The sequence below is a fragment of the Actinorectispora metalli genome, assembly GCF_056323685.1.
In genome coordinates this window covers 476,275-496,762 of the sequence record NZ_JBREYE010000001.1, presented here as the reverse complement: position 1 = coordinate 496,762, position 20,488 = coordinate 476,275, and the positions used below count along the sequence as shown (strand labels likewise).

General features: G+C 69.8%; 20 protein-coding genes and 1 riboswitch. Of the genes, 12 read left to right on the top strand and 8 right to left on the bottom strand.

What is annotated here, in order from left to right; all coding sequences use genetic code 11:
- Positions 1–94: 94 nt before the first annotated feature.
- The gene (asnB, locus tag ACU6XJ_RS02295) at positions 95–2,023 is read right to left on the bottom strand and encodes an asparagine synthase (glutamine-hydrolyzing) (protein ID WP_476306344.1); all 1,929 of its coding nucleotides are present in this window, start codon (positions 2,021–2,023) and stop codon (positions 95–97) included.
- 234 nt (positions 2,024–2,257) lie between these two features.
- Here asnB and ctaC point away from each other — a divergent pair, with 234 nt between their 5' ends.
- From ctaC to ACU6XJ_RS02280, 3 genes are all read left to right on the top strand, one after another.
- Entirely contained in the window at positions 2,258–3,208 is a 951-nt protein-coding gene (ctaC, locus tag ACU6XJ_RS02290) for an aa3-type cytochrome oxidase subunit II (protein WP_476306342.1), read from the top strand.
- A gap of 12 nt (positions 3,209–3,220) precedes the next feature.
- The gene (locus ACU6XJ_RS02285) at positions 3,221–3,619 is read left to right on the top strand and encodes a cytochrome c oxidase subunit 4 (protein WP_476306340.1); all 399 of its coding nucleotides are present in this window, start codon (positions 3,221–3,223) and stop codon (positions 3,617–3,619) included.
- Between the two features lie 61 nt (positions 3,620–3,680).
- The gene (locus ACU6XJ_RS02280) at positions 3,681–4,259 is read left to right on the top strand and encodes a GNAT family N-acetyltransferase (protein WP_476306338.1); all 579 of its coding nucleotides are present in this window, start codon (positions 3,681–3,683) and stop codon (positions 4,257–4,259) included.
- Positions 4,260–4,264: 5 nt separating this feature from the next.
- On the opposite strand, the gene ACU6XJ_RS02275 is transcribed toward ACU6XJ_RS02280, so the two are convergent.
- The 5 genes from ACU6XJ_RS02275 to ACU6XJ_RS02255 form a co-directional block, all read right to left on the bottom strand.
- The gene (locus tag ACU6XJ_RS02275; protein ID WP_476306336.1) at positions 4,265–4,546 is read right to left on the bottom strand and encodes an Lrp/AsnC family transcriptional regulator; all 282 of its coding nucleotides are present in this window, start codon (positions 4,544–4,546) and stop codon (positions 4,265–4,267) included.
- A gap of 9 nt (positions 4,547–4,555) precedes the next feature.
- The gene (locus tag ACU6XJ_RS02270) at positions 4,556–5,017 is read right to left on the bottom strand and encodes a winged helix-turn-helix transcriptional regulator (RefSeq protein ID WP_476306334.1); all 462 of its coding nucleotides are present in this window, start codon (positions 5,015–5,017) and stop codon (positions 4,556–4,558) included.
- 68 nt (positions 5,018–5,085) lie between these two features.
- Positions 5,086–6,075 carry an SRPBCC family protein gene (locus ACU6XJ_RS02265; RefSeq protein ID WP_476306332.1) on the bottom strand — a complete coding sequence of 330 codons (990 nt, stop codon included), beginning with the start codon at positions 6,073–6,075 and terminating at the stop codon, positions 5,086–5,088.
- 78 nt (positions 6,076–6,153) lie between these two features.
- Positions 6,154–7,194 (bottom strand): anthranilate phosphoribosyltransferase, encoded by a 1,041-nt coding sequence (gene trpD, locus ACU6XJ_RS02260; RefSeq protein WP_476306330.1) that lies wholly within the window; start codon positions 7,192–7,194, stop codon positions 6,154–6,156.
- 5 nt (positions 7,195–7,199) lie between these two features.
- A complete protein-coding gene (locus ACU6XJ_RS02255) occupies positions 7,200–7,619 on the bottom strand; it encodes a hypothetical protein (protein WP_476306329.1) in 420 nt (139 codons plus the stop codon).
- Between the two features lie 314 nt (positions 7,620–7,933).
- Here ACU6XJ_RS02255 and ctaE point away from each other — a divergent pair, with 314 nt between their 5' ends.
- From ctaE to qcrB, 4 genes are read left to right on the top strand one after another with little or no spacing between them, the layout of a single operon-like run.
- Entirely contained in the window at positions 7,934–8,545 is a 612-nt protein-coding gene (gene ctaE / locus ACU6XJ_RS02250) for an aa3-type cytochrome oxidase subunit III (RefSeq protein WP_476306326.1), read from the top strand.
- A gap of 56 nt (positions 8,546–8,601) precedes the next feature.
- Entirely contained in the window at positions 8,602–9,408 is an 807-nt protein-coding gene (qcrC, locus tag ACU6XJ_RS02245; protein ID WP_476306323.1) for a cytochrome bc1 complex diheme cytochrome c subunit, read from the top strand.
- Positions 9,405–10,529, top strand: a complete 1,125-nt coding sequence (gene qcrA / locus ACU6XJ_RS02240; protein WP_476306321.1) for a cytochrome bc1 complex Rieske iron-sulfur subunit — start codon at positions 9,405–9,407, stop codon at positions 10,527–10,529. The genes qcrC and qcrA overlap by 4 nt, the downstream gene beginning before the upstream one ends.
- Positions 10,526–12,205 (top strand): cytochrome bc1 complex cytochrome b subunit, encoded by a 1,680-nt coding sequence (gene qcrB / locus ACU6XJ_RS02235; RefSeq protein WP_476306318.1) that lies wholly within the window; start codon positions 10,526–10,528, stop codon positions 12,203–12,205. Before qcrA ends, qcrB begins: the two co-directional genes overlap by 4 nt.
- A gap of 273 nt (positions 12,206–12,478) precedes the next feature.
- Here qcrB and ACU6XJ_RS02230 read toward each other — a convergent pair whose 3' ends face one another.
- Together ACU6XJ_RS02230 and ACU6XJ_RS02225 are read right to left on the bottom strand one after the other, a co-directional pair.
- Positions 12,479–12,994, bottom strand: a complete 516-nt coding sequence (locus ACU6XJ_RS02230) for a hypothetical protein (RefSeq protein ID WP_476306316.1) — start codon at positions 12,992–12,994, stop codon at positions 12,479–12,481.
- Between the two features lie 107 nt (positions 12,995–13,101).
- Positions 13,102–14,805, bottom strand: coding sequence for a DEDD exonuclease domain-containing protein (locus tag ACU6XJ_RS02225; protein ID WP_476306313.1), 1,704 nt, complete (start codon positions 14,803–14,805; stop codon positions 13,102–13,104).
- Positions 14,806–14,972: 167 nt separating this feature from the next.
- On the opposite strand from ACU6XJ_RS02225, the gene ACU6XJ_RS02220 reads away from it, so the two are divergent.
- The 5 genes from ACU6XJ_RS02220 (at position 14,973) to ACU6XJ_RS02200 (ending at position 20,410) form a co-directional block, all read left to right on the top strand.
- Positions 14,973–16,298: an NYN domain-containing protein gene (locus ACU6XJ_RS02220; RefSeq protein WP_476313765.1), complete on the top strand. Its 1,326-nt coding sequence runs from the start codon at positions 14,973–14,975 to the stop codon at positions 16,296–16,298.
- 141 nt (positions 16,299–16,439) lie between these two features.
- The gene (locus ACU6XJ_RS02215; protein WP_476306311.1) at positions 16,440–18,182 is read left to right on the top strand and encodes an NlpC/P60 family protein; all 1,743 of its coding nucleotides are present in this window, start codon (positions 16,440–16,442) and stop codon (positions 18,180–18,182) included.
- A gap of 73 nt (positions 18,183–18,255) precedes the next feature.
- Entirely contained in the window at positions 18,256–18,528 is a 273-nt protein-coding gene (locus ACU6XJ_RS02210; protein WP_476306309.1) for a hypothetical protein, read from the top strand.
- Between the two features lie 159 nt (positions 18,529–18,687).
- Positions 18,688–18,855, top strand: a riboswitch (cyclic di-AMP (ydaO/yuaA leader).
- Between the two features lie 12 nt (positions 18,856–18,867).
- Entirely contained in the window at positions 18,868–19,893 is a 1,026-nt protein-coding gene (locus tag ACU6XJ_RS02205) for a C40 family peptidase (RefSeq protein ID WP_476306306.1), read from the top strand.
- A gap of 193 nt (positions 19,894–20,086) precedes the next feature.
- Positions 20,087–20,410 carry an SH3 domain-containing protein gene (locus ACU6XJ_RS02200; RefSeq protein ID WP_476306304.1) on the top strand — a complete coding sequence of 108 codons (324 nt, stop codon included), beginning with the start codon at positions 20,087–20,089 and terminating at the stop codon, positions 20,408–20,410.
- The last annotated feature ends 78 nt before the right edge of the window (positions 20,411–20,488 follow it).

Below are 20,488 nucleotides of genomic sequence, written 5' to 3'. Positions count from 1 at the left end.
TCATTCTTTCGAAATTGATGCCGCACGCAAAAAAGCGGCAATTCGCCTCCGGTGAGTGATTCTTGGAGGCGAATTGCCGTTGAAGAGCAGAATTTCAGAGCTTCACCGGGTACTGCGGCTTGGGGATCATCGGCTTGATGCGCTCCTCGATGAAGATTCCGTGCCACAGCATGAACACCAGCAGCGCCCAGATCCGGCGGCTGTGGTCCAGGATGCCGGACCGGTGCTCCTCCAGCAGTTGCAGCACGGCGCGCTTGTCGATCAACGCGTCGGTCTGCGAGGACGCCACGATGTCACGGGCCCAATCGTGCATCTCGTCACGCAGCCAGAGCCGGATCGGCACCGGGAAGCCCAGCTTGCGGCGGTGCAGCACATGCGGCGGCACGATGTCACGCAGCGCCCGGCGCAGCGCGTACTTCGTGGTCTCGCGGGTGATCTTCTGCTCCAGCGGCACCTGCGAGGCGATCCGGAAGACCTCCGGGTCCAGGAACGGCACCCGAAGCTCGAGCGAGTTGGCCATGGTCACCTTGTCGGCCTTGACCAGGATGTCGCCCCGCAGCCAGGTGAACAGGTCGACGTGCTGCATGCGGGTCACCGGGTCCCAGTGCTGCGAGTCCCGGTACGGGCCCGCGGTGATGTCCATGTGCGTGACGCGCGGGTCGTAGCCGCGCAGCACGGCCTGGATCTGGTCGTCGCGGAAGATGCGCGCGTTGCCGTAGTAGCGCTCCTCCAGCGTCAGCGCGCCGCGCCGCAGCAGGTCCTTGCCACGCACCCCGTCGGGGATCTTGGTGGAGACCTTGCCCATCACCGAGCGCAGCGCCCCCGGCACCTTCTCGAACGCGGCCAGCGAGAGTGGCTCGCGGTAGATCATGTACCCGCCGAACAGCTCGTCGGCGCCCTCGCCGGAGAGCACCACCTTGACGTGCTGGCGGGCCTCGCGGGCGATGAACCACAGCGGCACCAGCGCCGGGTCGGCCACCGGGTCGTCCAGGTACCAGGTGATCAGCGGCAGCGACTCCATCATCTCCGCCGGGGACACCGTGCGGACCACGTGCTTGACGCCGATCGCCGCGGCCGACTCGGCGGCCACGTCCACCTCGGAGTAGCCCGCCCGCTCGAAGCCGGTGGTGAAGGTGATCAGGTCCGGGTTGTGCTCCTTGGCCAGCGCCGCGATCGCGGTGGAGTCGATGCCGCCGGAGAGGAACGCGCCGACCGTCACATCCGCGCGCATGTGCTTGGCCACCGAATCGCGCAGCGCGTCGCCGATCTCGCGGTGCAGCAGGTCGGCGTCGGCCTCGCCCGCGACCCGGCGGGAGGTGAAGACGGGGGAGAAGTAGCGCTCGGCGACGACCTCGCCGCCGGGGGAGACGGTGAAGGAGGTGCCCGACTCGATGCGGCGCACCGCGTCGTGCAGCGACTCCGGCTCCGGCACGTACTGCAGGATCAGGTAGTGCTGAAGCGCCTTGCGGTCCAGCTTGGGCTCGATGCCCAGCGTGGGCGCCAAGCCGAGCAGGCTCTTCTTCTCGCTGGCGAAGGCCACCCCGCCGGGGCCCGCGGCGTAGAACAGCGGCTTGATGCCGAAGGGGTCGCGGGCGCCGAAGACGGTGCGCTTCTCGCTGTCCCAGATCAGGAAGGCGAACATGCCGCGCAGCTTGTTGACCGCGGCGGGCCCGTAGTGGTGGTAGGCCGCGACGATGGACTCGCCGTCGCCGTCGGTGTTGAACTTCGTCCCGAACGACGCGGTCAGCTCGGCACGCAGTTCCAGGTAGTTGTAGATCTCACCGTTGAAGGCCAGCGCGTACCGCGTCGGCGCCTCCGGCGGGCCCCACACCAGCGGCTGGTGCGAGTGCTCCAGGTCGATCAGCGACAGGCGGTTGAAGCCGAACACGACCTCGCCGCCCTGCCAGGTGTCGCTCTCGTCCGGCCCGCGGTGGCGCTGGCAGCGCAGCGAGTCCGCGACCGCGGAGCGGGCACCGGCGGCGTCGGTTTCGGATGGGCTTACCAGTCCAACAAGGCCGCACACGGGTTTTGCGCACCTTCCGCGTAGATTTTCGCGCCGGGGCCCAACCGCCCCGCCGTGGCGCCAGTATGCCCAAACACGCGAGTGCGTGACCGCTCACCCCACACGGGTGATAGCGCCTGTACTGGGTTAGGCTCCCGCGTGGCTGTTACCGGCCGGTCCGGCCCTGTTCCGCGGGGCTGTCGAGCTGATCGGGGCGGCCATCTGAACTTGGTAGGCATCGAGGAGGCGTGCAGCGTGGGCCTGACTGAAGGCACCAGGTCGGCAAGGCTTGCAAAGGTCGCGGGTCTGGTCGCTCTGGTGGGCATGGTGGCCACGGGTTGCTCCGGCGAGGAGATCCTGCGTTTCGGTTGGCCGGAGGGCATCACGCCGCAGGCCGACCAGATGCGCGACCTGTGGACCTGGTCCGTCGTCGCCGCCCTCGTCGTCGGTGTGCTCGTGTGGGCGCTGATCCTGTGGCCGGTGGTCTTCCACCGCAAGCGCCGCGACGGCGACGAGTTGCCCCGCCAGACGCAGTACAACCTGCCGCTGGAGATCGTCTACACGGTGATCCCGCTGGTGATCGTCGTGGTGCTGTTCTACTTCACCGCGGTGGCGCAGAACTTCGTCAACGACAAGTCCAAGCAGCCCGAGCTGAACGTGGACGTGGTCTCCTTCCAGTGGAACTGGGAGTTCCGCTACCCGGAGTTCAAGGCCGAGAACGGCCAGGTGGTCAACACCGTCGGCTCGCCGGGTGAGATCCCGCTGCTGGTGATCCCCGCCGAGAAGAACGTGCGCTACACGATCTCCTCGAAGGACGTCATCCACTCCTTCTTCGTGCCCGCCTGGAACTTCAAGCGGGACACCTTCCCCTTCCCGGAGCGCAACGGGCAGGACAACCAGTTCCAGAACACCGTCGACCGCGAGGGCGCCTTCGTCGGCCGGTGCGCCGAGCTGTGCGGCACGTACCACTCGATGATGAACTTCGAGCTCCGCGTGCTGTCCCCGGAGCGGTTCGACCAGTTCATGAAGCTGCGGCAGAGCAAGAACCCCGTGACCGACGCGCCGTACACCACGGCGCAGGCGCTGGAGAAGCTCGGCCAGGACGACAAGAGCTGTGGCGACCTGTGCAAGCCGCAGGCGACGACCACCTTCGTCTACAACACCGATCGCACTGCTCGCGAGGCGAGCAACGGCGGCAACCGCTAAGGAGCGAACGCAATGAAGGTCGAAGCCAGGATCTTCGAGCTGCTGACCGCGTTCTTCTTCGCGGCGGCGATCCTGTACGGGTTCTGGGCCAAGGAGCCGGTCGGCATCGTGGGCATCACCCTCACCGGTGGCCTGACGCTGATCATCGGCACCTACTTCCGCTTCGTGGCGCGGCGGCTTGAGCTGCGTCCCGAGGACGACCCCGAGGCCGAGGTCAGCGACGGCGCCGGTGAGCTGGGCTTCTTCAGCCCCGGCAGCTACTGGCCCATCGGGCTGGCCTTCGCCGCCGCCCTCGGCGGCATCGCGCTGGCCTTCTTCTACATGTGGCTGCTCGTCATCGCCGTCGCCCTCATCCTGGTGATGGTCGCGGGCCTGGTCTTCGAGTACCACGTGGGTCCGCAGAAGCACTGACACGGGTCTTGCCGACGCCCCGGCGTGCCGATCCGGCGCACCGGGGCGTCATCATGTTCGGGTGCCGCTGCTTGTCGACCCCGCCCTGCCCGCCGGTTCGCTCGCCACACTGGAACAGCCTTGTCTCGACGTCGGCGACGAGCTGTGGATACGGCCCTGGCGCGTCGAGGACGCCCCCACGGTCCGCGCCGCGTTCGACTGCCCGCACATCCAGCGTTGGCACATCCGGCGGCTGGACAGTGACGACGAGGCACGCGAGTGGACCGCGTCCTGGGCCCGGCGGTGGGCGGCCGAAACCGACGCAGGCTGGGCCGTGGTGGGCCCCGGCGACCGGCCGCTCGGCCAGGTGGGCCTGCGCACCCTCGACCTGCGCGAGGCGAGCGCCGAGGTCTCCTACTGGGTGGTACCCGCCGAACGCGGGGCGGGCATCGCCTGGCGGGCCGCCCGGACGTTGGCCCGGTGGAGCTTCGACCAGGTGGGCCTGAACAGGCTGTACCTGCGGCACTCGACGGCGAACGAGGCCTCCTGCCGCACCGCGGTCCGAGCGGGGTTTGTCACCGAGGGCACTCTGCGCCGCTGCCTGCGGCACGCCGACGGCTGGCACGACGTGCACCTGCACGCCCGGCTGCGCGGCGAGTAGACGGTTCAGCCGTCCATGCCGATGGAGAACGTGGCCTCGGTGTCCTTGCGGGAGTAGGAGCGGAAGGCGATGTGGGTGTCCGTGCTCAACACGCCCGCGACCTTGCTGATCCGCGCGGGCACCAGGTCGGCCAGCGCCTCGTGGTCGGCGACGCGCAGGATCGCGATCAGGTCGACATCGCCCGCGCAGGAGTACACCTCGGCCACGCCGTCGATGTCGGCGATGGCCTGGGCGATCTCCGGCACGCTTCCTGCCTCGGCCTGGATCAACACGATCGCGGTGAGCACCAAATCCTCCTAGTCGGGCACGTCGGCCGCGCTGTCGGTCTCCTCGGCCCCCACCTCGGCGAGCCGGAACCGCTGCTCGCAGTGTTCGCACACCACGACGGCGGAGAGTCGGTGACCGCAGCTTGTGTGGGTCAGTATCGCCGTCGGCGGCTTGCCCGGCATCCACTCGTCGCCCCACCTGGCGATGGCCGCGATGACGGGGAAGAACGAGGCGCCCTTGGGCGTCAGCACGTACTCGTGCCGCACCGGCCGGTCCTGGTAGGGCACCTTGCGCAGCATCTCCTCGGCCACCAGCCGGTTCAGCCGCTGGGTGAGCACCGCGCGCCCGATGCCCAGGGCCGCCTGGATCGCGTCGAAGCGCCTGCGGCCGTAGTAGAGCTCACGCAGCACGAGCGGCGTCCACCAGTCACCGAGCAGGTCCATGGTGCGCGCGATCGTGCAGGGAAACTCCGAGAACGCCGTCCGCTTCACAAAACCCAGGCTAACGCCCGTGAGCGGCGACCGAGGCGTTAACCCCGGTTGCCGCTCACGGGTGTTGATCAGGCCGTTTCGGCCAGGTCGCGGATGCCGGTGAGGTTGGCGCGCATCGCCTTGCGGAGCTGGCCGAGCCGGGCGGCGAGGATGTCGTGCTCGCGCTCGGGGTGGTCGGCGATGTACAGCTGGTAGAACGGTCCCGGCGTCGGCCCGATCCGGAAGCGCTGGCGCAGCACGGTCCGCTCACCCGCGGGCTCCACCTCGAACGCCCAGGTGGAGTGCTGCTCGCCGACCTCGCCCAGCGCCCAGGAGAACAGCCTGCCCGGCTCGAAGCCGACGATCGTGGAGGTGGTCTCCCACTCGCCGAAGCCCTCACGCGTGTTGCGGCCGAGGAACCGCGCGCCGAGCCGGGGCTCGGCGCATCCCTCGGTCCACTCGGTCGCGACCAGTTCCGGGCTGAACCTCGGCATCACCGAGATATCGCTGACCAGCGCCCACACCTTCTCCACCGGCGCGGCGACCTCGATCTCCTCCTCGATGGACGGCCCGTCGGAGTAGCGCAGCGGACCCGCTTCGGCCAGTTCCTTGAACCCCTCGAGGTTGGCGATCATGGCCGCCCGCAGGGAGTTCAGCCGTCGTTCGAGGATCTCCGACTCGCGCTCGGGGTTCGGGGCGATGACCGTCTCGTAGAAGGGACTCTTGGCGGGCCCGACGCGCACCCACTGACGCAGTCGGGTGCCCGCCTCCGTGGGGGTCAGTTCGTAGGCCCAGGTCACCATGTCCGGCTCGACCGGGGTCCAGGAGATCGTGCGCTCGGGTTCGTAGGCCAGGATGGTGGAGGTGCTTTCCCACTCGGCCCACTCGTTGGCGTTGCGGCCCCAGAACCGGGCGCCGACCTCGGGCGCGCTACAGCCCTCCGCCCAACCGACCTCCTTCAGCTCCGGGCTGAACCTGGGCATCATGAAGATGTCGCCGACCAGAGCCCACACCGAGGCGGGCGGAGCGGCCACCTCGATCTCCACCGAAACGGACGGGCCGTCCTCGTACCGCAGCATGATTGAGCAACCCCCAAGTTGTAAGTTCGCTTGTTGAACTGACCCTATCGGGGTGATCACCGAAACGGCAATGTGGGTTCAGCCGTGCAGCGAGGTGGACAGCGCGGCCCAGCGCGCCAGCAGGTCGGCACCCGCGCCGGAGTCGATGGCCTGCTCGGCCCGCTCCCAGCCCGCGCGGATATCGGCCACCAGATCGCCGCTGAAGCCGTGGAACGCCGCCAGCGCGGCGGCGCTGTTCAGCAGCACCGCGTCCCGGACCGCGCCGGGCTTGCCCGCCAGCAGGTCGCGCACCGCCTCGGCGTTGACCGGAATCTCGCCGCCCCGCAGCGCCTCCGGTTCGGACCGGGCAACGCCCAGATCGGCGGGGTCCACAGTGGACTCGCGCACCGAGCCGTCGGAGACCACCCACACCGAGGTGGTCGTGGTGGTGGTGATCTCATCCAGTCCGTCGTCCCCGCAGACCACCAGAACGCTGTTGCCGCGAGCGGCGAACACCGCGGCCATCAGCGGTGCCATCCGCCGGTCCGCGCAGCCGATCAGCCCGGCCGATGGCTGCGCCGGGTTGCTCAGCGGACCGAGGAAGTTGAACGTGGTCGGCACGCCGATCTCCCGGCGCGCGGCCCCGACGTGCCGCAGCGCGGGGTGGAAGGTCGGGGCGAAGCAGAACCCGATGCCCAGTTCGGCGACGCAGCGTTCCACGCCATCGGGGGGCAGGTCGATCGCGACGCCGAGTGCCTCCAGCACGTCGGCGGTGCCGCAGCGGGAGGACGCGGCCCGGTTGCCGTGCTTGACCACGGGCGCGCCCGCGGCCGCGGCCACCAGCGTGCTCATCGTGGAGATGTTGACGGTATGCGACTGGTCGCCGCCGGTGCCCACGATGTCCAGCGCCGGGCCGTCGATCCGCACCCGGCGGGCGTGCCGCAGCATGGTCTCGGCCAGGCCGAGCATTTCCTCGGCGGTCTCACCCTTGGCCCGCAGCGCGACCGCGAAGGCCACCGCCTGCGCCGGGGTGGCCGTACCGGTCATCACCTGGTCCATCGCCCACGCCGTGTCCTCGGCGGCGAGCGAGGTGCCCTTGATCAGCCTGCCCAGCAGCAGCGGCCACGTCCGGTCGGCCATATCGGCTACCTGGCGGCTCGGGCGACCTGCGCCGCCGTCGTCGACCGCAGCACCTCGGCGACCGTCTCCGCGGCCGCCAGCGGGTCCAGCGGGTGCACGATCACCGCGTCCGCCTGCGACCAGGTCGCCAGCCAGCGGTCGTCCTTGCGGCGCACCGCGACCACGATCGGGGGGCAGTTGTCGATCTCGTTCTTGAGCTGCCTGGACAGCCCCATGCCGCCGGTGGGCTGCGCCTCGCCGTCGAGGATCGCCAGGTCGACGCCCTCGTTGTCGGCTTGGTACAGCACCTCGGCGATGGTGGCGGCCTCGATATAGCGCACCCGCCCCAAATCGGGCGCCGGGCGGCGACCCACGGCTGTGATAATGGCCTCACGCACCTCCGGCCGGTGGCTGAAGACCAGAATGTTCAGCATGGGCGAGCTCATCGTGGCGATCCTCCGAAACTGCTTTTCCGGCGACACCAGATGCTAGCCCGCTGGTGTTTCAACACACGCAACGCATGAGCAACAAGGGCCCGCCACCCTTATGAGGTCGACAAAATCACGCTGAGCGGCCGCGGCGACTGCGCCGATCGGCGCAGTCCGGCGAGGTGGGGAGAACCACCCGGCCGGTGCCCGTTTTCAAGCCTGACGCTCGCCCGAAATGTCCATCGGGGCGCGTCGGGAAGGGTGCGTCACCCCATGGTGTGCTGTGGGCCACGCCTGCCCCGAACGGCCACCTGGGCGCGCATGAGGACATAATGCTGCGCGTGACAACGGCAGCGCCCTCCATCAGCCAACGCGTGCACTCGCTGAACCGGCCCAACATGGTCAGCGTCGGCACCATCGTCTGGCTGTCCAGCGAACTGATGTTCTTCGCAGGCCTCTTCGCCATGTTCTTCACGGTGAAGGCCCAGAACCAGAGCGATCACTGGCCGCCGCCGCCAACCCACCTCAACATCCCCTACGCGCTGTTCTTCACGATCATTCTGGTGGCGAGCTCGGTCACCTGCCAGATTGGTGTGTTCAAGGCGGAGCAGGGCGATGTGTTCGGACTTCGGCTCTGGTACCTCATCACGCTGATCATGGGCGCGATCTTCGTCGCCGGTCAGGCTGGTGAGTACATCAACCTGGTTGCCGAGGGCACGACGATCCAGGCGTCCGCGTACGGCACGGTCTTCTATCTGACGACCGGCTTCCACGGCCTGCACGTCATCGGTGGTCTGGTGGCTTTCGTCTACCTGCTGGTGCGCACCAAGCTCAGCAAGTTCACGCCTGCTCAGGCCACCGCCGCGATCGTCGTGTCGTACTACTGGCACTTCGTCGACATCGTGTGGATCGGGCTGTTCACCGTGATCTACTTCGTTCCCTAGCCGGTAGACACCACCACGCTCGACCCCGAACTCGACCAAAAGGGTTTCCACACACCATGACCACCATGAACCAACGGATGCGGGCCCGCACCAAGTTCCGGCGCCGGGTCGCGGGCGCGCTGGCGCTGGGTATCGCGCTGCTGTCTGCCGGCGTGCTGTACAGCCTGGCCGCACCGGAGCCGCAGACCGCCGTCGCGGCGGAGGACTCGGTGAAGGTGCAGGAGGGCAAGCAGCTCTTCGACAACACCTGTCTGTCCTGTCACGGCGACAACCTCCAGGGCGTCGAGGGCCGCGGCCCGAGCCTGATCGGGGTCGGCGAGGCCGCGGTCTACTTCCAGGTGTCCACCGGCCGCATGCCGATGGCCCGCCAGGAGGCGCAGGCCCTGCGCAAGCCCGCCAAGTACACGCCGGAGCAGATCGACGCGCTGAGCGCCTACATCGACAGCCGCGGCGGCGGCCCCAAGCTGCCCGAGGAGCGCGGCAAGGAGCTGATCGGCGGCGACTCGGCCCGCGGTGGTGAGCTGTTCCGGCTGAACTGCGCGAACTGCCACGGCGCGAGCGGCCAGGGCGGCGCGCTGTCCTCCGGCAAGTTCGCCCCGCCGCTGGACCACGCCTCCGAGCTGGACATCTACTCGGCGATGCTGTCAGGACCGCAGAACATGCCGAAGTTCTCCGAGCGCCAGCTCTCGCCGGAGGAGAAGAAGGACGTCATCGCCTACATCAAGGCCGTCACCAACGGCAACAACGCCGCCGGTGGCCACCCGCTCGGCGGGTTCGGGCCGGTGCCCGAGGGCCTGATCGCCTGGATCGTCGGGCTGGCCGCGGCGATGGGCGTGGCGATGTGGATCGGAGCGAAGGCATGAGCAGCGAGCAGGAGCCGAAGCTGCCGAGCGAGGCCGAGCTCGCGGAGATGGACCGCGACGAGCTCGTCAAGCTCGGCACCAACCTCGACGGCGTCGAGCTGGTCGAGTACCACGACCGCTGGCCGGTCAAGGGCACCCGCGCGGAGCGCAGGGCCGAGCGGAAGGTCGCCGCCTGGTTCGCCCTCGCCGCCCTGGCGGGTCTGGCGTTCATCGGGGTCTACCTGTTCTGGCCGTGGGAGTACCAGCCGGTCACCGACGAGACCGCCCACTTCGTGTACCTGCTGTACACCCCGCTGGTGGGCGCAACGCTGGGTATCGCGGTACTGGCCATCGGCATCGGCGTGATCGCCTACGCCAAGAACTTCGTGCCGCAGGAGACCGCGGTCCAGCAACGCCACGACGGCGGCTCCGCCGACGTCGACAAGCAGACCACGGTGGCATTGCTGGCCGACGCGGGCGACCGCAGCGGCATCAAGCGCCGCTCGATGATCACCGGCGCCGCGGCGGCGGGGGCCGGTGTCGTCGGCCTCGCGGTCGGCGTGTTCGCCCTCGGCGGCCTGCTCCGCGACCCGTTCGGCAAGCGGGAGAAGTCGGACCTGTGGGTGTCCGGCTGGACCCCGAAGAACGGCGAGAAGATCTACCTGCGCCGGGACACCGGCGACCCGCACGACATCGTGCTGGCCCGCCCGGAGGACATCGACGCCGGTGGTTTCGAAACGGTGTTCCCGTTCCGTCAGTCCGAGCGCGACGACGAGCACGCGCTGATCAAGTCGCTGCGCGGTTCGGACAACCCGGTCATGCTGATCCGGCTGCGCCCCGGCCAGCACGTGGTCAAGCGGGCTGGCCAGGAGAGCTTCAACTACGGCGACTACTACGCCTACTCCAAGGTGTGCACCCACCTCGGCTGCCCGACCTCGCTGTACGAGCAGCAGACGGGTCGCCTGCTCTGCCCGTGTCACCAGTCCCAGTTCGACGTGTTCACCTACGCCAAGCCGGTGTTCGGCCCCGCCACCCGCGCGCTGCCCCAGCTACCGATCACGGTTGACGAGGACGGATACTTCGTAGCGACCGGTGACTTCATCGAACCGGTCGGCCCGGCGTTCTGGGAGCGTAAGTCATGAGTGCCATCACAACGCCAACGAAACCGGCCAGCGCCGCTTCGCGGGCTGCCGCCGGTGCGGCGGGCTGGGTCGACGACCGGTACCACCTCGCCAAGGGCATGCGGCGTCAGTTCAACAAGGTCTTCCCGACGCACTGGTCGTTCATGCTCGGCGAGATCGCGCTGTACAGCTTCATCGTGCTGCTGCTCACCGGCACCTACCTGACCCTGTTCTTCGACCCGTCGCTGATGGAGGTCGAGTACCAGGGCGCCTACGTGCCGATGCGCGGCGTGCACATGTCTCGCGCGTATGAGACGGCGTTGAACCTCTCCTTCGAGGTTCGCGGCGGCCTGTTCGCCCGCCAGGTGCACCACTGGGCGGCGCTGCTGTTCATGGCCGCGATCGTGGCGCACATGCTGCGGGTGTTCTTCACCGGCGCGTTCCGCCGCCCCCGCGAGGTCAACTGGGTGATCGGCGTGACGCTGTTCGCGCTGGGCGCCTTCGAGGGCTTCGCCGGTTACGGCCTGCCCGACGACCTGCTCTCCGGCACCGGCCTGCGGATCATGTCCGGCCTGATCCTGTCGATCCCGCTGATCGGCACTTGGACGCACTGGGCCGCGTTCGGCGGCGAGTTCCCCGGCGAACTGATCATCCCCAGGCTCTACATCGCGCACGTGCTGCTGGTGCCGGGCATCATCCTGGCGCTGATCGCACTGCACCTCGGCCTGGTCTGGTACCAGAAGCACACCCAGTTCCCCGGCGTCGGCCGCAAGGAATCCAACGTCGTCGGCATCCGGATCATGCCGGTGTTCGCGGCCAAGGGCGGCGGCTACACCGCGATCGTGGTGGGCATCCTGGCGATCATGGGCGGCATCTTCCAGATCAACCCGATCTGGATGTTCGGCCCGTACAACCCATCGCAGGTCCTCGCGGGCTCGCAGCCGGACTGGTACATGGGCTGGACCGACGGCATCATCCGGCTCTGGCCCGCCTGGGAGACCTACCTGGGCGACTACATGATCCCGGCGCCGTTCATCCCGTTCATGATGGGTCTGCCGCTGCTGACCACGATCGCCGCGCTCTATCCGTGGATCGAGCGGAAGCTGACCGGCGACAAGGCGCACCACAACCTGTTGCAGCGTCCCCGCGACGTGCCCGTGCGCACTGCGCTGGGCATGATGGCGATCACGTTCTTCATGGTCACGCTGATCTCCGGCGGCAACGACATCTTCGCGCTGAAGTTCCACATCTCGCTCAACGCGACAACGTGGATGGGCCGCGTCGCGCTGGTCGTTGCCCCGCCGCTGGCGTACTGGATCACCTACCGGATCTGCCTCGGCCTGCAACGCGCGGACCGCGAGGTCCTGGAGCACGGCGTGGAGACCGGCATCATCAAGCGCCTGCCGCACGGCGAGTTCATCGAGGTGCACCAGCCGCTGGGCCCGGTCGACGACCACGGCCACCCGCTCCCGCTGGAGTACCAGGGCGCCCCGGTGCCCAAGAAGATGAACCAGCTTGGCAGCGCGGGCGCCCCGCTCCCCGGCAGCATGACCAAGCCCGACCCGATCGACGAGACGGTCGCGCTGGAACGCGCCAGGGCCGAACAACACAACGGCCACGGCACCAACACCGACGACAGCACCAGCCCGCTGAGCGGCAGGCAGCTGTCCGGCAAACCTTCCCACCCGAAGGACTGATCCACCCACCGCAGCGCGGCCCCGGCCAAGCGAGCACGGAAAGAGCCCCCGGACCTCACTCCGGGGGCTCTTTCCGGTGGTGTGGTGAGCGCCGGGCTGCGTGCGGCCGACGCGCCGCTTGCCGGCCTCACCAGCCCCCGACTCGCAGACCCCTAGACTGGAAGTCGGGGGATGCTCACCCCGGTTCACGCCCTGCGTCGACATCATGACGACGCAGGGGCGCATGATGTTCTCCCAGGAGCGCATGATGTCGTTCCGGGGAGAGCGGGCCGGTCAGCGGGTGCCGGGGTTGATCGTGAATTTCGCGCGGTCGGTGGGGAAGAACGGGACCGTGCCCATGCAGGGCTGGACGTCCTCCTTGTAGCCGTTGAGCTCCCAGGTGTAGCCGACGTGGCTGCGCCTGCCGTCGGCGTGCACCGAGACGCCGACCCGCTTGTCGCGCACCAGGTCCGCTGTCGCCTGGTCGTCGGTCTCCACGCGGATGACCTTCCCGGTGACGCCGACGTTCCGCCCGCCCACCATCAGACAGTCCACCTCGGCCCACGCCCGGAACACGACCGTGCCGTCCGGCAGCATGTGCCGGAAGTGGAACGTCCCCTTGGCCTCGGTCACCGCACCGCGGGCGTCGATCTCGAACCGCGCGTAGTCCTTGCCGGGGAACACGATCAGCGCGTCCCCCTTGGCCGCCCACTTGGCGGGGTCGACCACCGGCGGATCGCCCTCCGCCTGCGCCCCCGGCACCGCGATCACCGCCGCCACCAGCGCCAACACCATGATCGTCCTGCGCATCGCCTACCCCCAACGTCGTCACCGAACCTGACGACGCACACGCTGCCGAACCCTGGCGAACGGCACCTCAACCCACGGCGGGACCGACCTCCCCCGCGAGAACGACCTCAGTCCGCCGCGGCATAACCCGCCCGTCCGTCCTCGGCGAGCTTGATCCAGTCCTGCCACGACGCCGCGCAGCGCGCGGGCTCGGCCCACGGCCGCTCCGCGCGCACCAGCCGGGTGCCGGGGCGGGCCATCCAGCGCCGGATCACCGCCACCTCCTCATGCGGGGCACCGGCCAGCGGACCCGCGCCGGGGAGCACCGTCTGCCCGCCCACCACCAGCTGGTCCACGACCGGCATCGGGTGCACACCGCGGCGCGCCACCGCCGCGCCCGCCAACTGCCCGTGCCGGACCACGATCAGCTCCCAGCCGCCCGCCCCGTCGGGCCGCGCGGCGACCAACTCGGGAATGCCCGCCAGCGCCGTCAGCTGCTGCGCTCGGGCCAGCGCACGGGCCAGGGCCGCGATGCGGTCCCGGCGGGCCGCCGCCTCCTCGAAGCGCTCGGCGGCGGCGAGGTCGTCCAACTCCCGCGCCAGCGCGTCCAGCGGGTCCGCACTGACCCCGCGGAACAGCTCCTCGACCGCCACCACCGCGGGCGCGTACTCCTCGACGCTCTGCCGTCCCGCGCACGGCGCGTCGCAGCGCCCGATCTCCGCCAGCGCACACGGCCTGCCCCGCGCGGCCCGCGCCGGGATGCGCTCGGTGCAGGGCCGGATGCGCACGACGTCCTGCAACGCCTCCACCGCCTGCACGGCGGTCAACTTCGACCGGAACGGCCCGAACGCGCCGTCCCGCGGCCGCGGCGTGATCGACAGCCGGGGGAACGCCTCCTCGGTCAGGGAGATCCACCACGCCTTGTGCGGAGCCTTGGACCGCCGGTTGTACGGCGGCCGGTGCGCCGCGAGCAGCCGAAGCTCCCGGACGGCGGCCTCCAGCGGATGGGCACACTCCACCGAATCCACCCGCACCGCCAGCGCCACCATCTCCCGCAGCCTGCCGCGGCCCTCGCTCGCGGTGAAGTACTGCCGCACCCGCCGCCGCAGGTCCGAGGCCGTCCCGACGTAGAGCACCTCCTCCGACGGCCCGCGGAACAGGTACACCCCCGGCCGCGACGGCAGATGCGCCGCCAACTCGCGCTTGCGGCGCTGCGCGGGCGTGACCTCCGGCAGGAACCCGATCAGCTCCTCCAACGACTGCACACCCATCGGTCCGACCCGCTCCAGCAGCGCGTGCAGCACGTCGACGGTGGCCTTGGCGTCGCAGAGCGCACGGTGGTTGGGGTAGGTGCTCGAGCCGAACAGCAGGGCCAGCGCCGACAGCCGACAGCTGGGCGCCTCCTCTTTGCTGAGCACCCGCCGCGCCAGCCGCACGGTGCACAGCGTGGTCGGCTTCGGCCAGCCGTACCCGTGCCGGGCGCACGCCGCCCGCAGGAAGCCGAGGTCGAAAGCGGCGTTGTGCGCCACCAGCACCGCTCCCGCGGCGAACTCCAGAAACGCGGGCAGCACCCGCTCCAGCGGCGGCGCACCCGCGACCATGTTCTGGGTGATCCCGGTCAACGCGACCACCTCGGGCGGGATGCCCCGCCCAGGGTCGACCAGCGTGGCGAACTCACCGAGCACCTGCCCGCCGCGCACCTTCACCGCACCGATCTCGGTGACCGCGTCCTCCGCCGCGCTGCCTCCGGTCGTTTCGAGGTCGAACACGACGAACGTGGTCTCCCGCAGGGGTGTGCCCAACTCGTCGAAGGTCAGCTGTTCGGTGATCATCGCCGCCGACGCTAAGCCGCACCCCTGACATTTTCGGACCGCCCGGCCGTGCCCGGTGGATTACCGATGCGTACGCGGGGCGCGCGACAGATAGCCTTGACCGCGTGGCGCAGACAAATCCGGCGACCGATCGGCAATCGGCAGGCCAATGGCCTGAGCCGTCCACCGTGGACGGTTCGGTGGACGAGTCGCGCCTCGAGGAGGAGTCCGCTGTGGACTTCGCCGAACTGCCGGAGCCGGTGCGCACCCGGCTCGCCGAGGTCGCCGCCGACGCGTTGAGCTCGCTGGCGAAGGTGGACGTGCCCAACCCGCTGCGCGCGGTGGCGAAGTTCGCGCCTGCCAAACGCGCCAGGCTGGGCGCCGCGCCGCTGGTCAACGGCCTCGGCGAATCGCTGCCGTTCCGCACCGCCGTGGTCGAGTGGGCTCGCGAGCACCGGCCGTCGGCGATCGATCTCGACTCCGCCGACCCGGTGGCGGTGGCGACCGCCGCCGTGCTGCTGGGCAGACCCTCTGCGGTGCACTACGTCGAACTGGTGGCGCGCCGGGTCTCCGAATCGGCGCTGCGTGCCGAACGCGATGCCGCCGTCGGCAAGGCCGACCGCCTCGCCGGTGAACTGGCCAGGCTGCGCCGGGACCTGGACACCGCGCTCGGCGCCGCGGAGAACGCACGCGCCGACAGCGACGTCGAACTGGAGCGGCTGCGCAAGCGGCTGCGGGAGCAGGGCGTGAAGCTGCGCGAGGCCAAGGACACCGCCGAGCAGGCCCGCGAGGAGCTGGAACGCGTCAAGGCCGAGGCGGCGAGCACGGTGGCCGCGCTGCGGGCCGAACGCGACCGGGACCGCGAACGCGCCGAGGCCGAGCGGGCCAAGACGGCGCGGGCGCTGGCCGACGCCGAGGTCGCCCGGCAGTCCGCGCGGGAAGCCCGGCAGGCTGACGAGGTCCGGCTCGGGCTGTTGGTGGAGACCCTGGACGGCGCGGTCACCGGCCTGCGCCGCGAGCTCGCGCTGGGCGGCGGCGGGCCCCGACCGGCCGACCTGGTGCGCGGAGCCACCGCCGCACAGGGCGCGGTGGGCAGGGTCGAGGACCCGGCGGCACTGGACCGGCTGCTCGCGCTGCCCTCGGTGCACCTCGTCGTGGACGGCTACAACGTCACCAAGACCGGCTATCCCGAGCTAGCGCTGTCCGAGCAGCGGGAGCGCCTCAACCACCAGCTTGCCGTGATGGCCGCCAGGACCCGCGCCGAGGTCACCGTCGTCTACGACGGGGCGGGGGTGGTCGCGGTGCCCACCGCGGCGCCACGCGGGGTGCGGGTGCTGTTCAGCGACCCCGGGGTGCTGGCCGACGATGTGATCCGCGCGCTGGTCACGGCCGAGCCCGAGGGCCGTCCGGTCGTCGTGGTCACCTCGGACCGGGCGGTGGCCGATTCGGTCCGCCGCCGCGGCGCGCATCCGGTGCCGTCCGCCGTCTTGCTGGCCAGGCTGGGGCGGGTGTGAACTCTTTGTTACCGACCGGTCAGTAATCTGGGTGAACTTCATTCACAACCGTTGGATTGCGTTGTTCGGTCCGTGGAAAGTGGACAGCACACGATTTCCACCACTGGAAATCGCAATCTCGTATCCGGCCGGAGGTGAGGATTGCGGGCCGGTTCCCTCCGCAGCGGCCTGGCATGCGCACTGGCAGCCGCCCTGCTCATCGCCGTACCCGTCGGCGCCCAGCCACCGGACGAGGCCGGGGTGGGGCCCGGCGCACCGGCGGGCGATCCGCGCCCCGGTGACGCCTTCGCCAACGCCGAGGTGGCCGAGTTGCAGCGCGCCGCCGCCGCGGCCCAGCAGGAGCTGACCAAGCTCGCCGAAGACGTCCGCACGGCGAGCACCGACGTGGACTCCGCCGCCGCCCGCCTGGACGAGGCAAGGGCCCGTCGCATCGAGGCCGACGCGGGCGTTGCCGCGATCCAACACGAGATCGACCGGTACGCCGCCGAGATCTACACCGGCCTCGGCCCGCCCAGCGGCATGCGGGTGCTGCTGTCATCGATCGGCAAGGAAGACCTGCTCAGCGGCTACGAACTGGTCTCCGCGGTGCGGGACGAGCAGAACAAGCGGCTGACCGCCGTGCTGACCGTGCAGCGCGCCGCCGTCGCCGCCGAGGAACAGGCCGAACGCGCCAGGCAGGCCGCCGACGGGCGCCGCGCCGATCTGGACAACCGCACCTCGCGGGCCACCGACCGGGCCACCGCGGTCTCCTCCGAGCTGCGGGGAGTGCTGGCCAACACCAACCAGGCCGTGGTCGCCATGCAGAAGGCCCAGCAGGAACGCAACGAGCGCACCGCGGCGAACTGGCGCGGGTACAAGGACAAGCTCACCGCCGCCGGGGTGGACCCGCCGCCGCGGTCGGCGCTGCAGGACGTGGCCAGGCTGCCCGCAGGCCTGCTGGGCCTGTCCGACGCCGGGGGAGCGGCCCAGACCTCGCTGCCAACGGGCGAGCGCCTGCTGGTGCTGCCCAAGGAGACCATCGCCGCCGTCGACGCGGCGATGGAGGCGATGGGCAAGCCCTACGTGCCCGGCAAGGGCGGCTCGGGGCCGGTGTCCTACTCCTGCGACGGCCTGATCCAGGCGGTGTTCTCTCGCGCGGGCGTGCCGCTGCCCGGCGCGGCCGCCGAACAGTTCTCCGTGCTTCCCCCGGTGCCGCGGGAGGCGGCGCAGCCCGGTGACGTGGTGTTCCTCGGCCCGGCGGCCGAGGGCGTGCAGCACGTCGGGCTGCTGCTCGACGGCAAGGCCATGCTCGCCGCGGACGCCCGCTCGGCCTCGGTCGTGGTCACCGATGTGCCCGATGGCGACGCGGTGGTCGGCTTCGCCCGCCCGTCGCTGGGCGCCAGGAATCCCGAGCCCGCGCCCGCCCGCACCTCGACCGGCCTGGAGCGCCGGTGCGGGGGAGTGGTGGTGCCCGCCGACGCCGGAATCGGCGCCGCGGGCGCGTGGGGCGGTTTCCCCAACGGCCTGATCCCCTCGGCGGCGCTGTGCACGATCGGCGTTGAGGGCCACCGGCTGCGCTGTGACGCGGCCGCGGCGTACCAGGCGCTGTCCGGCGCGTTCGCCGCCGCCTTCGGGCGGGCGCTGTGCATCACCGACTCCTACCGGACCTTCGACTCGCAGGTCACCCTCTACGCCCGCAAGCCCGCGCTGGCCGCCGTGCCCGGTACCAGCAACCACGGCTGGGGCATGGCGGTCGACCTGTGCGGCGGAATCACGTCGTTCGGGACCAGGGAGTACGGCTGGATGGCCGCGAACGCCCCCGCCTTCGGCTGGATCAACCCGCCCTGGGCCCAACCCGGCCGCGGCCGCGAGGAGCCGTGGCACTGGGAGTTCGCCGGGGCCTGAGCGCGTTCTGTCGGTGGACTCCGCTACTGTGCGAACAGTTGTTCGATTGCATGTCGGGTTGAGGAGTCTCGCGATGAAGATCATCGATTGCGACAGCTGTGTCGTCCGGGGTGACGCGTGCCGGGACTGCGTGGTGAGCGTGCTGCTCGGTCCCCCCTCGAGCGGGACCCTGGACGGTCCGGAGCGGGCCGCGATCCATGCGCTGGCCGATGCCGGTATGGTTCCCCGGCTGCGTCTGGTGTCCAATTCCGGCGGCTGCGATTGTGATGCCACGCGCAAGATCACAAGGCCTTGCGCCCAGCGGTCATCCTGCTGCGCCGAACGGTCACAAAGGCAGGTGAGCTGACGGGTTACGGCGGTCACGCCCAGCACATCAAGTGCACCCAAACGAGCTACCGCAAGTTGTTGCGCGGCTTTTATGGGTGCAGTACTGGACGAGCGTCCTCACTTTTCGTAGCCTAGCCGGGCACCTGCGGAGGGCAGTCCGGCCCAGTAAGGGTCGGCCCGTAGGTCACCGCCGAATCGGCTTTGTCGGGGAGCCGAACCGGGGAACCACGTTAGTGGGGTGTATCCGCCCCTGCGTCGCCGCGAACCGGCGATGTTGGTGGCGGTAGGGCTTTCTTCGGCGCCCGAACCCGTCAGCTAACCCGGTAGGCGGCCGGAGGACGAAGGAGCACAACGCGACGTGGCGTCGCAACGACTGAAGCGCGGTATGCGCGGAGCGCTGGCGGCAACCGTGGTCGCAGTGGCGATCAGCATGACCCCGGTCCCCGCCACCGCCGACCCCGAACCTCCCGCCAACGCCTCGGAGGCCGAGAAGCAGCTCTCCCAGCTCAACCACGAGGCGGAGAAGCTCACCGAGGACTACCACGCGGCGACCGACCAACTGAAGGCCAAGGAAGCCGAGCTGGAGCAGGCCACCAAGACCGTCGAGGAAGCCAAGAAGGTCCTCGAGGAGGCCCGTGGCCAGGAAGGGCAGTTCCGCACCAAGGTCGATGAGCTGACCAGCTCCTCGTACCAGGGAACCGGCCCCAACCAGATCGCGGCGCTGCTGTCCAGCAAGTCCGCCTCGGACTACCTGGAGACCATGTCCCGCTTGGACATGGTGGCCAGTGATCAGAAGGAGGCGCTGGACGCGCTGCTCGCGGTGACCGGCAAGGCCACCGAGGCAGAGCGCACCGCGGCCGAGAACCAGCGCAAGGCGCAGGAGGCCAAGGACGCCGCCGCCAAGATCAAGGAAGAGCTCCAGGTCCGCAAGAAGGACATGGACGCCAAGATCAACCAGGTCAAGGCGCAGCTCAACCGCCTCTACCCCAACGGCCGTCCCGGCTTCCCCATCGAGGGCATCAACGTCCCCGGCAGCGGCCTGGCCGCCGCGGCCCTGCGCACGGCTCTCGACAAGCAGGGCAGCAAGTACGTTTGGGCCGCCGAGGGTCCGACCACCTTCGACTGCTCCGGTCTGGTCGTGTGGGCCTACAACAAGCACGGCAAGTCCATGCCGCGTTCCAGCCGCGAGCAGGCACGCGTGGGAGCAGCCGTGCCGCGCAGCGCGATCCAGCCCGGCGACCTGGTGTTCCTCGGTTCCCCCGTGTACCACGTGGGCATCGCGGTGGACGGCAGCCGCTACCTCAACGCGGTGCAGAGCGGTGACACCGTACGAATCACGCCCATCCCGTGGGGCAAGGTGACCGGCATCCGCCGCGTCAGCTGAGCGAGCAACCACCTTGTCGAGGGCCGGCACCCGATGGTGCCGGCCCTCGACATTTATCAGCGCATTCTGTTGAATTCGGAACAGATTGCAGAGGTTCGAAATAGCAATAAAGTGCGTATTTCGAATCTTGCTATTTTTATGGGAGTCCTGATTCCAGTGAGGGGTTCCCGTGTCAAGAATTCGCCGTTTCACCGTGCCGTTGCTGTCCGCCTGTCTGCTGGCCGGGTTCTCCGTCGCCGCGGGCTCCGCCGGGGCGTCGCCTGCGCCAATGGCGGTCGACTGCACCATCGCCGCCATCGAGAGCGGGATCAACATCCGCACGCGCCCCAGCGCGAATTCCACCAGCGTCGGTCAGGCGCAACGCGGGCAGCGCTTCTTCAATCCCGGGTGCACGAATGTCGCAGGCGACTGGTACGGCCCCCAGTGCGGTGCCCATGTGGGCAGCGACGCGTGGCGGCCGATCCATTACAACGGCGCCACGCGCTACATCGTCGAAGAATGCATCGAGAGGGTGTGACAGGACCAACACGCGGCAGGTGCGGGCGGGCACGGAGTTGTCACCCCGGTGAGAAAGTCGGTGATGATCGTCCCCGGT

Excerpts from the sequence above, each read along its gene's own strand:
- ctaE (WP_476306326.1), top strand. The coding sequence starts at position 7,934 with ATGCTGCGCGTGACAACGGCAGCGCCCTCCATCAGCCAACGCGTGCAC.
- ACU6XJ_RS02285 (WP_476306340.1), top strand. The coding sequence starts at position 3,221 with ATGAAGGTCGAAGCCAGGATCTTCGAGCTGCTGACCGCGTTCTTCTTC.
- qcrC (WP_476306323.1), top strand. The coding sequence starts at position 8,602 with ATGACCACCATGAACCAACGGATGCGGGCCCGCACCAAGTTCCGGCGC.
- ACU6XJ_RS02255 (WP_476306329.1), bottom strand. The coding sequence starts at position 7,619 with ATGAGCTCGCCCATGCTGAACATTCTGGTCTTCAGCCACCGGCCGGAG.
- ACU6XJ_RS02210 (WP_476306309.1), top strand. The coding sequence starts at position 18,256 with ATGAAGATCATCGATTGCGACAGCTGTGTCGTCCGGGGTGACGCGTGC.
- trpD (WP_476306330.1), bottom strand. The coding sequence starts at position 7,194 with ATGGCCGACCGGACGTGGCCGCTGCTGCTGGGCAGGCTGATCAAGGGC.
- qcrB (WP_476306318.1), top strand. The coding sequence starts at position 10,526 with ATGAGTGCCATCACAACGCCAACGAAACCGGCCAGCGCCGCTTCGCGG.
- qcrA (WP_476306321.1), top strand. The coding sequence starts at position 9,405 with ATGAGCAGCGAGCAGGAGCCGAAGCTGCCGAGCGAGGCCGAGCTCGCG.
- ACU6XJ_RS02225 (WP_476306313.1), bottom strand. The coding sequence starts at position 14,805 with ATGATCACCGAACAGCTGACCTTCGACGAGTTGGGCACACCCCTGCGG.
- ACU6XJ_RS02230 (WP_476306316.1), bottom strand. The coding sequence starts at position 12,994 with ATGCGCAGGACGATCATGGTGTTGGCGCTGGTGGCGGCGGTGATCGCG.
- ACU6XJ_RS02265 (WP_476306332.1), bottom strand. The coding sequence starts at position 6,075 with ATGCTGCGGTACGAGGACGGCCCGTCCGTTTCGGTGGAGATCGAGGTG.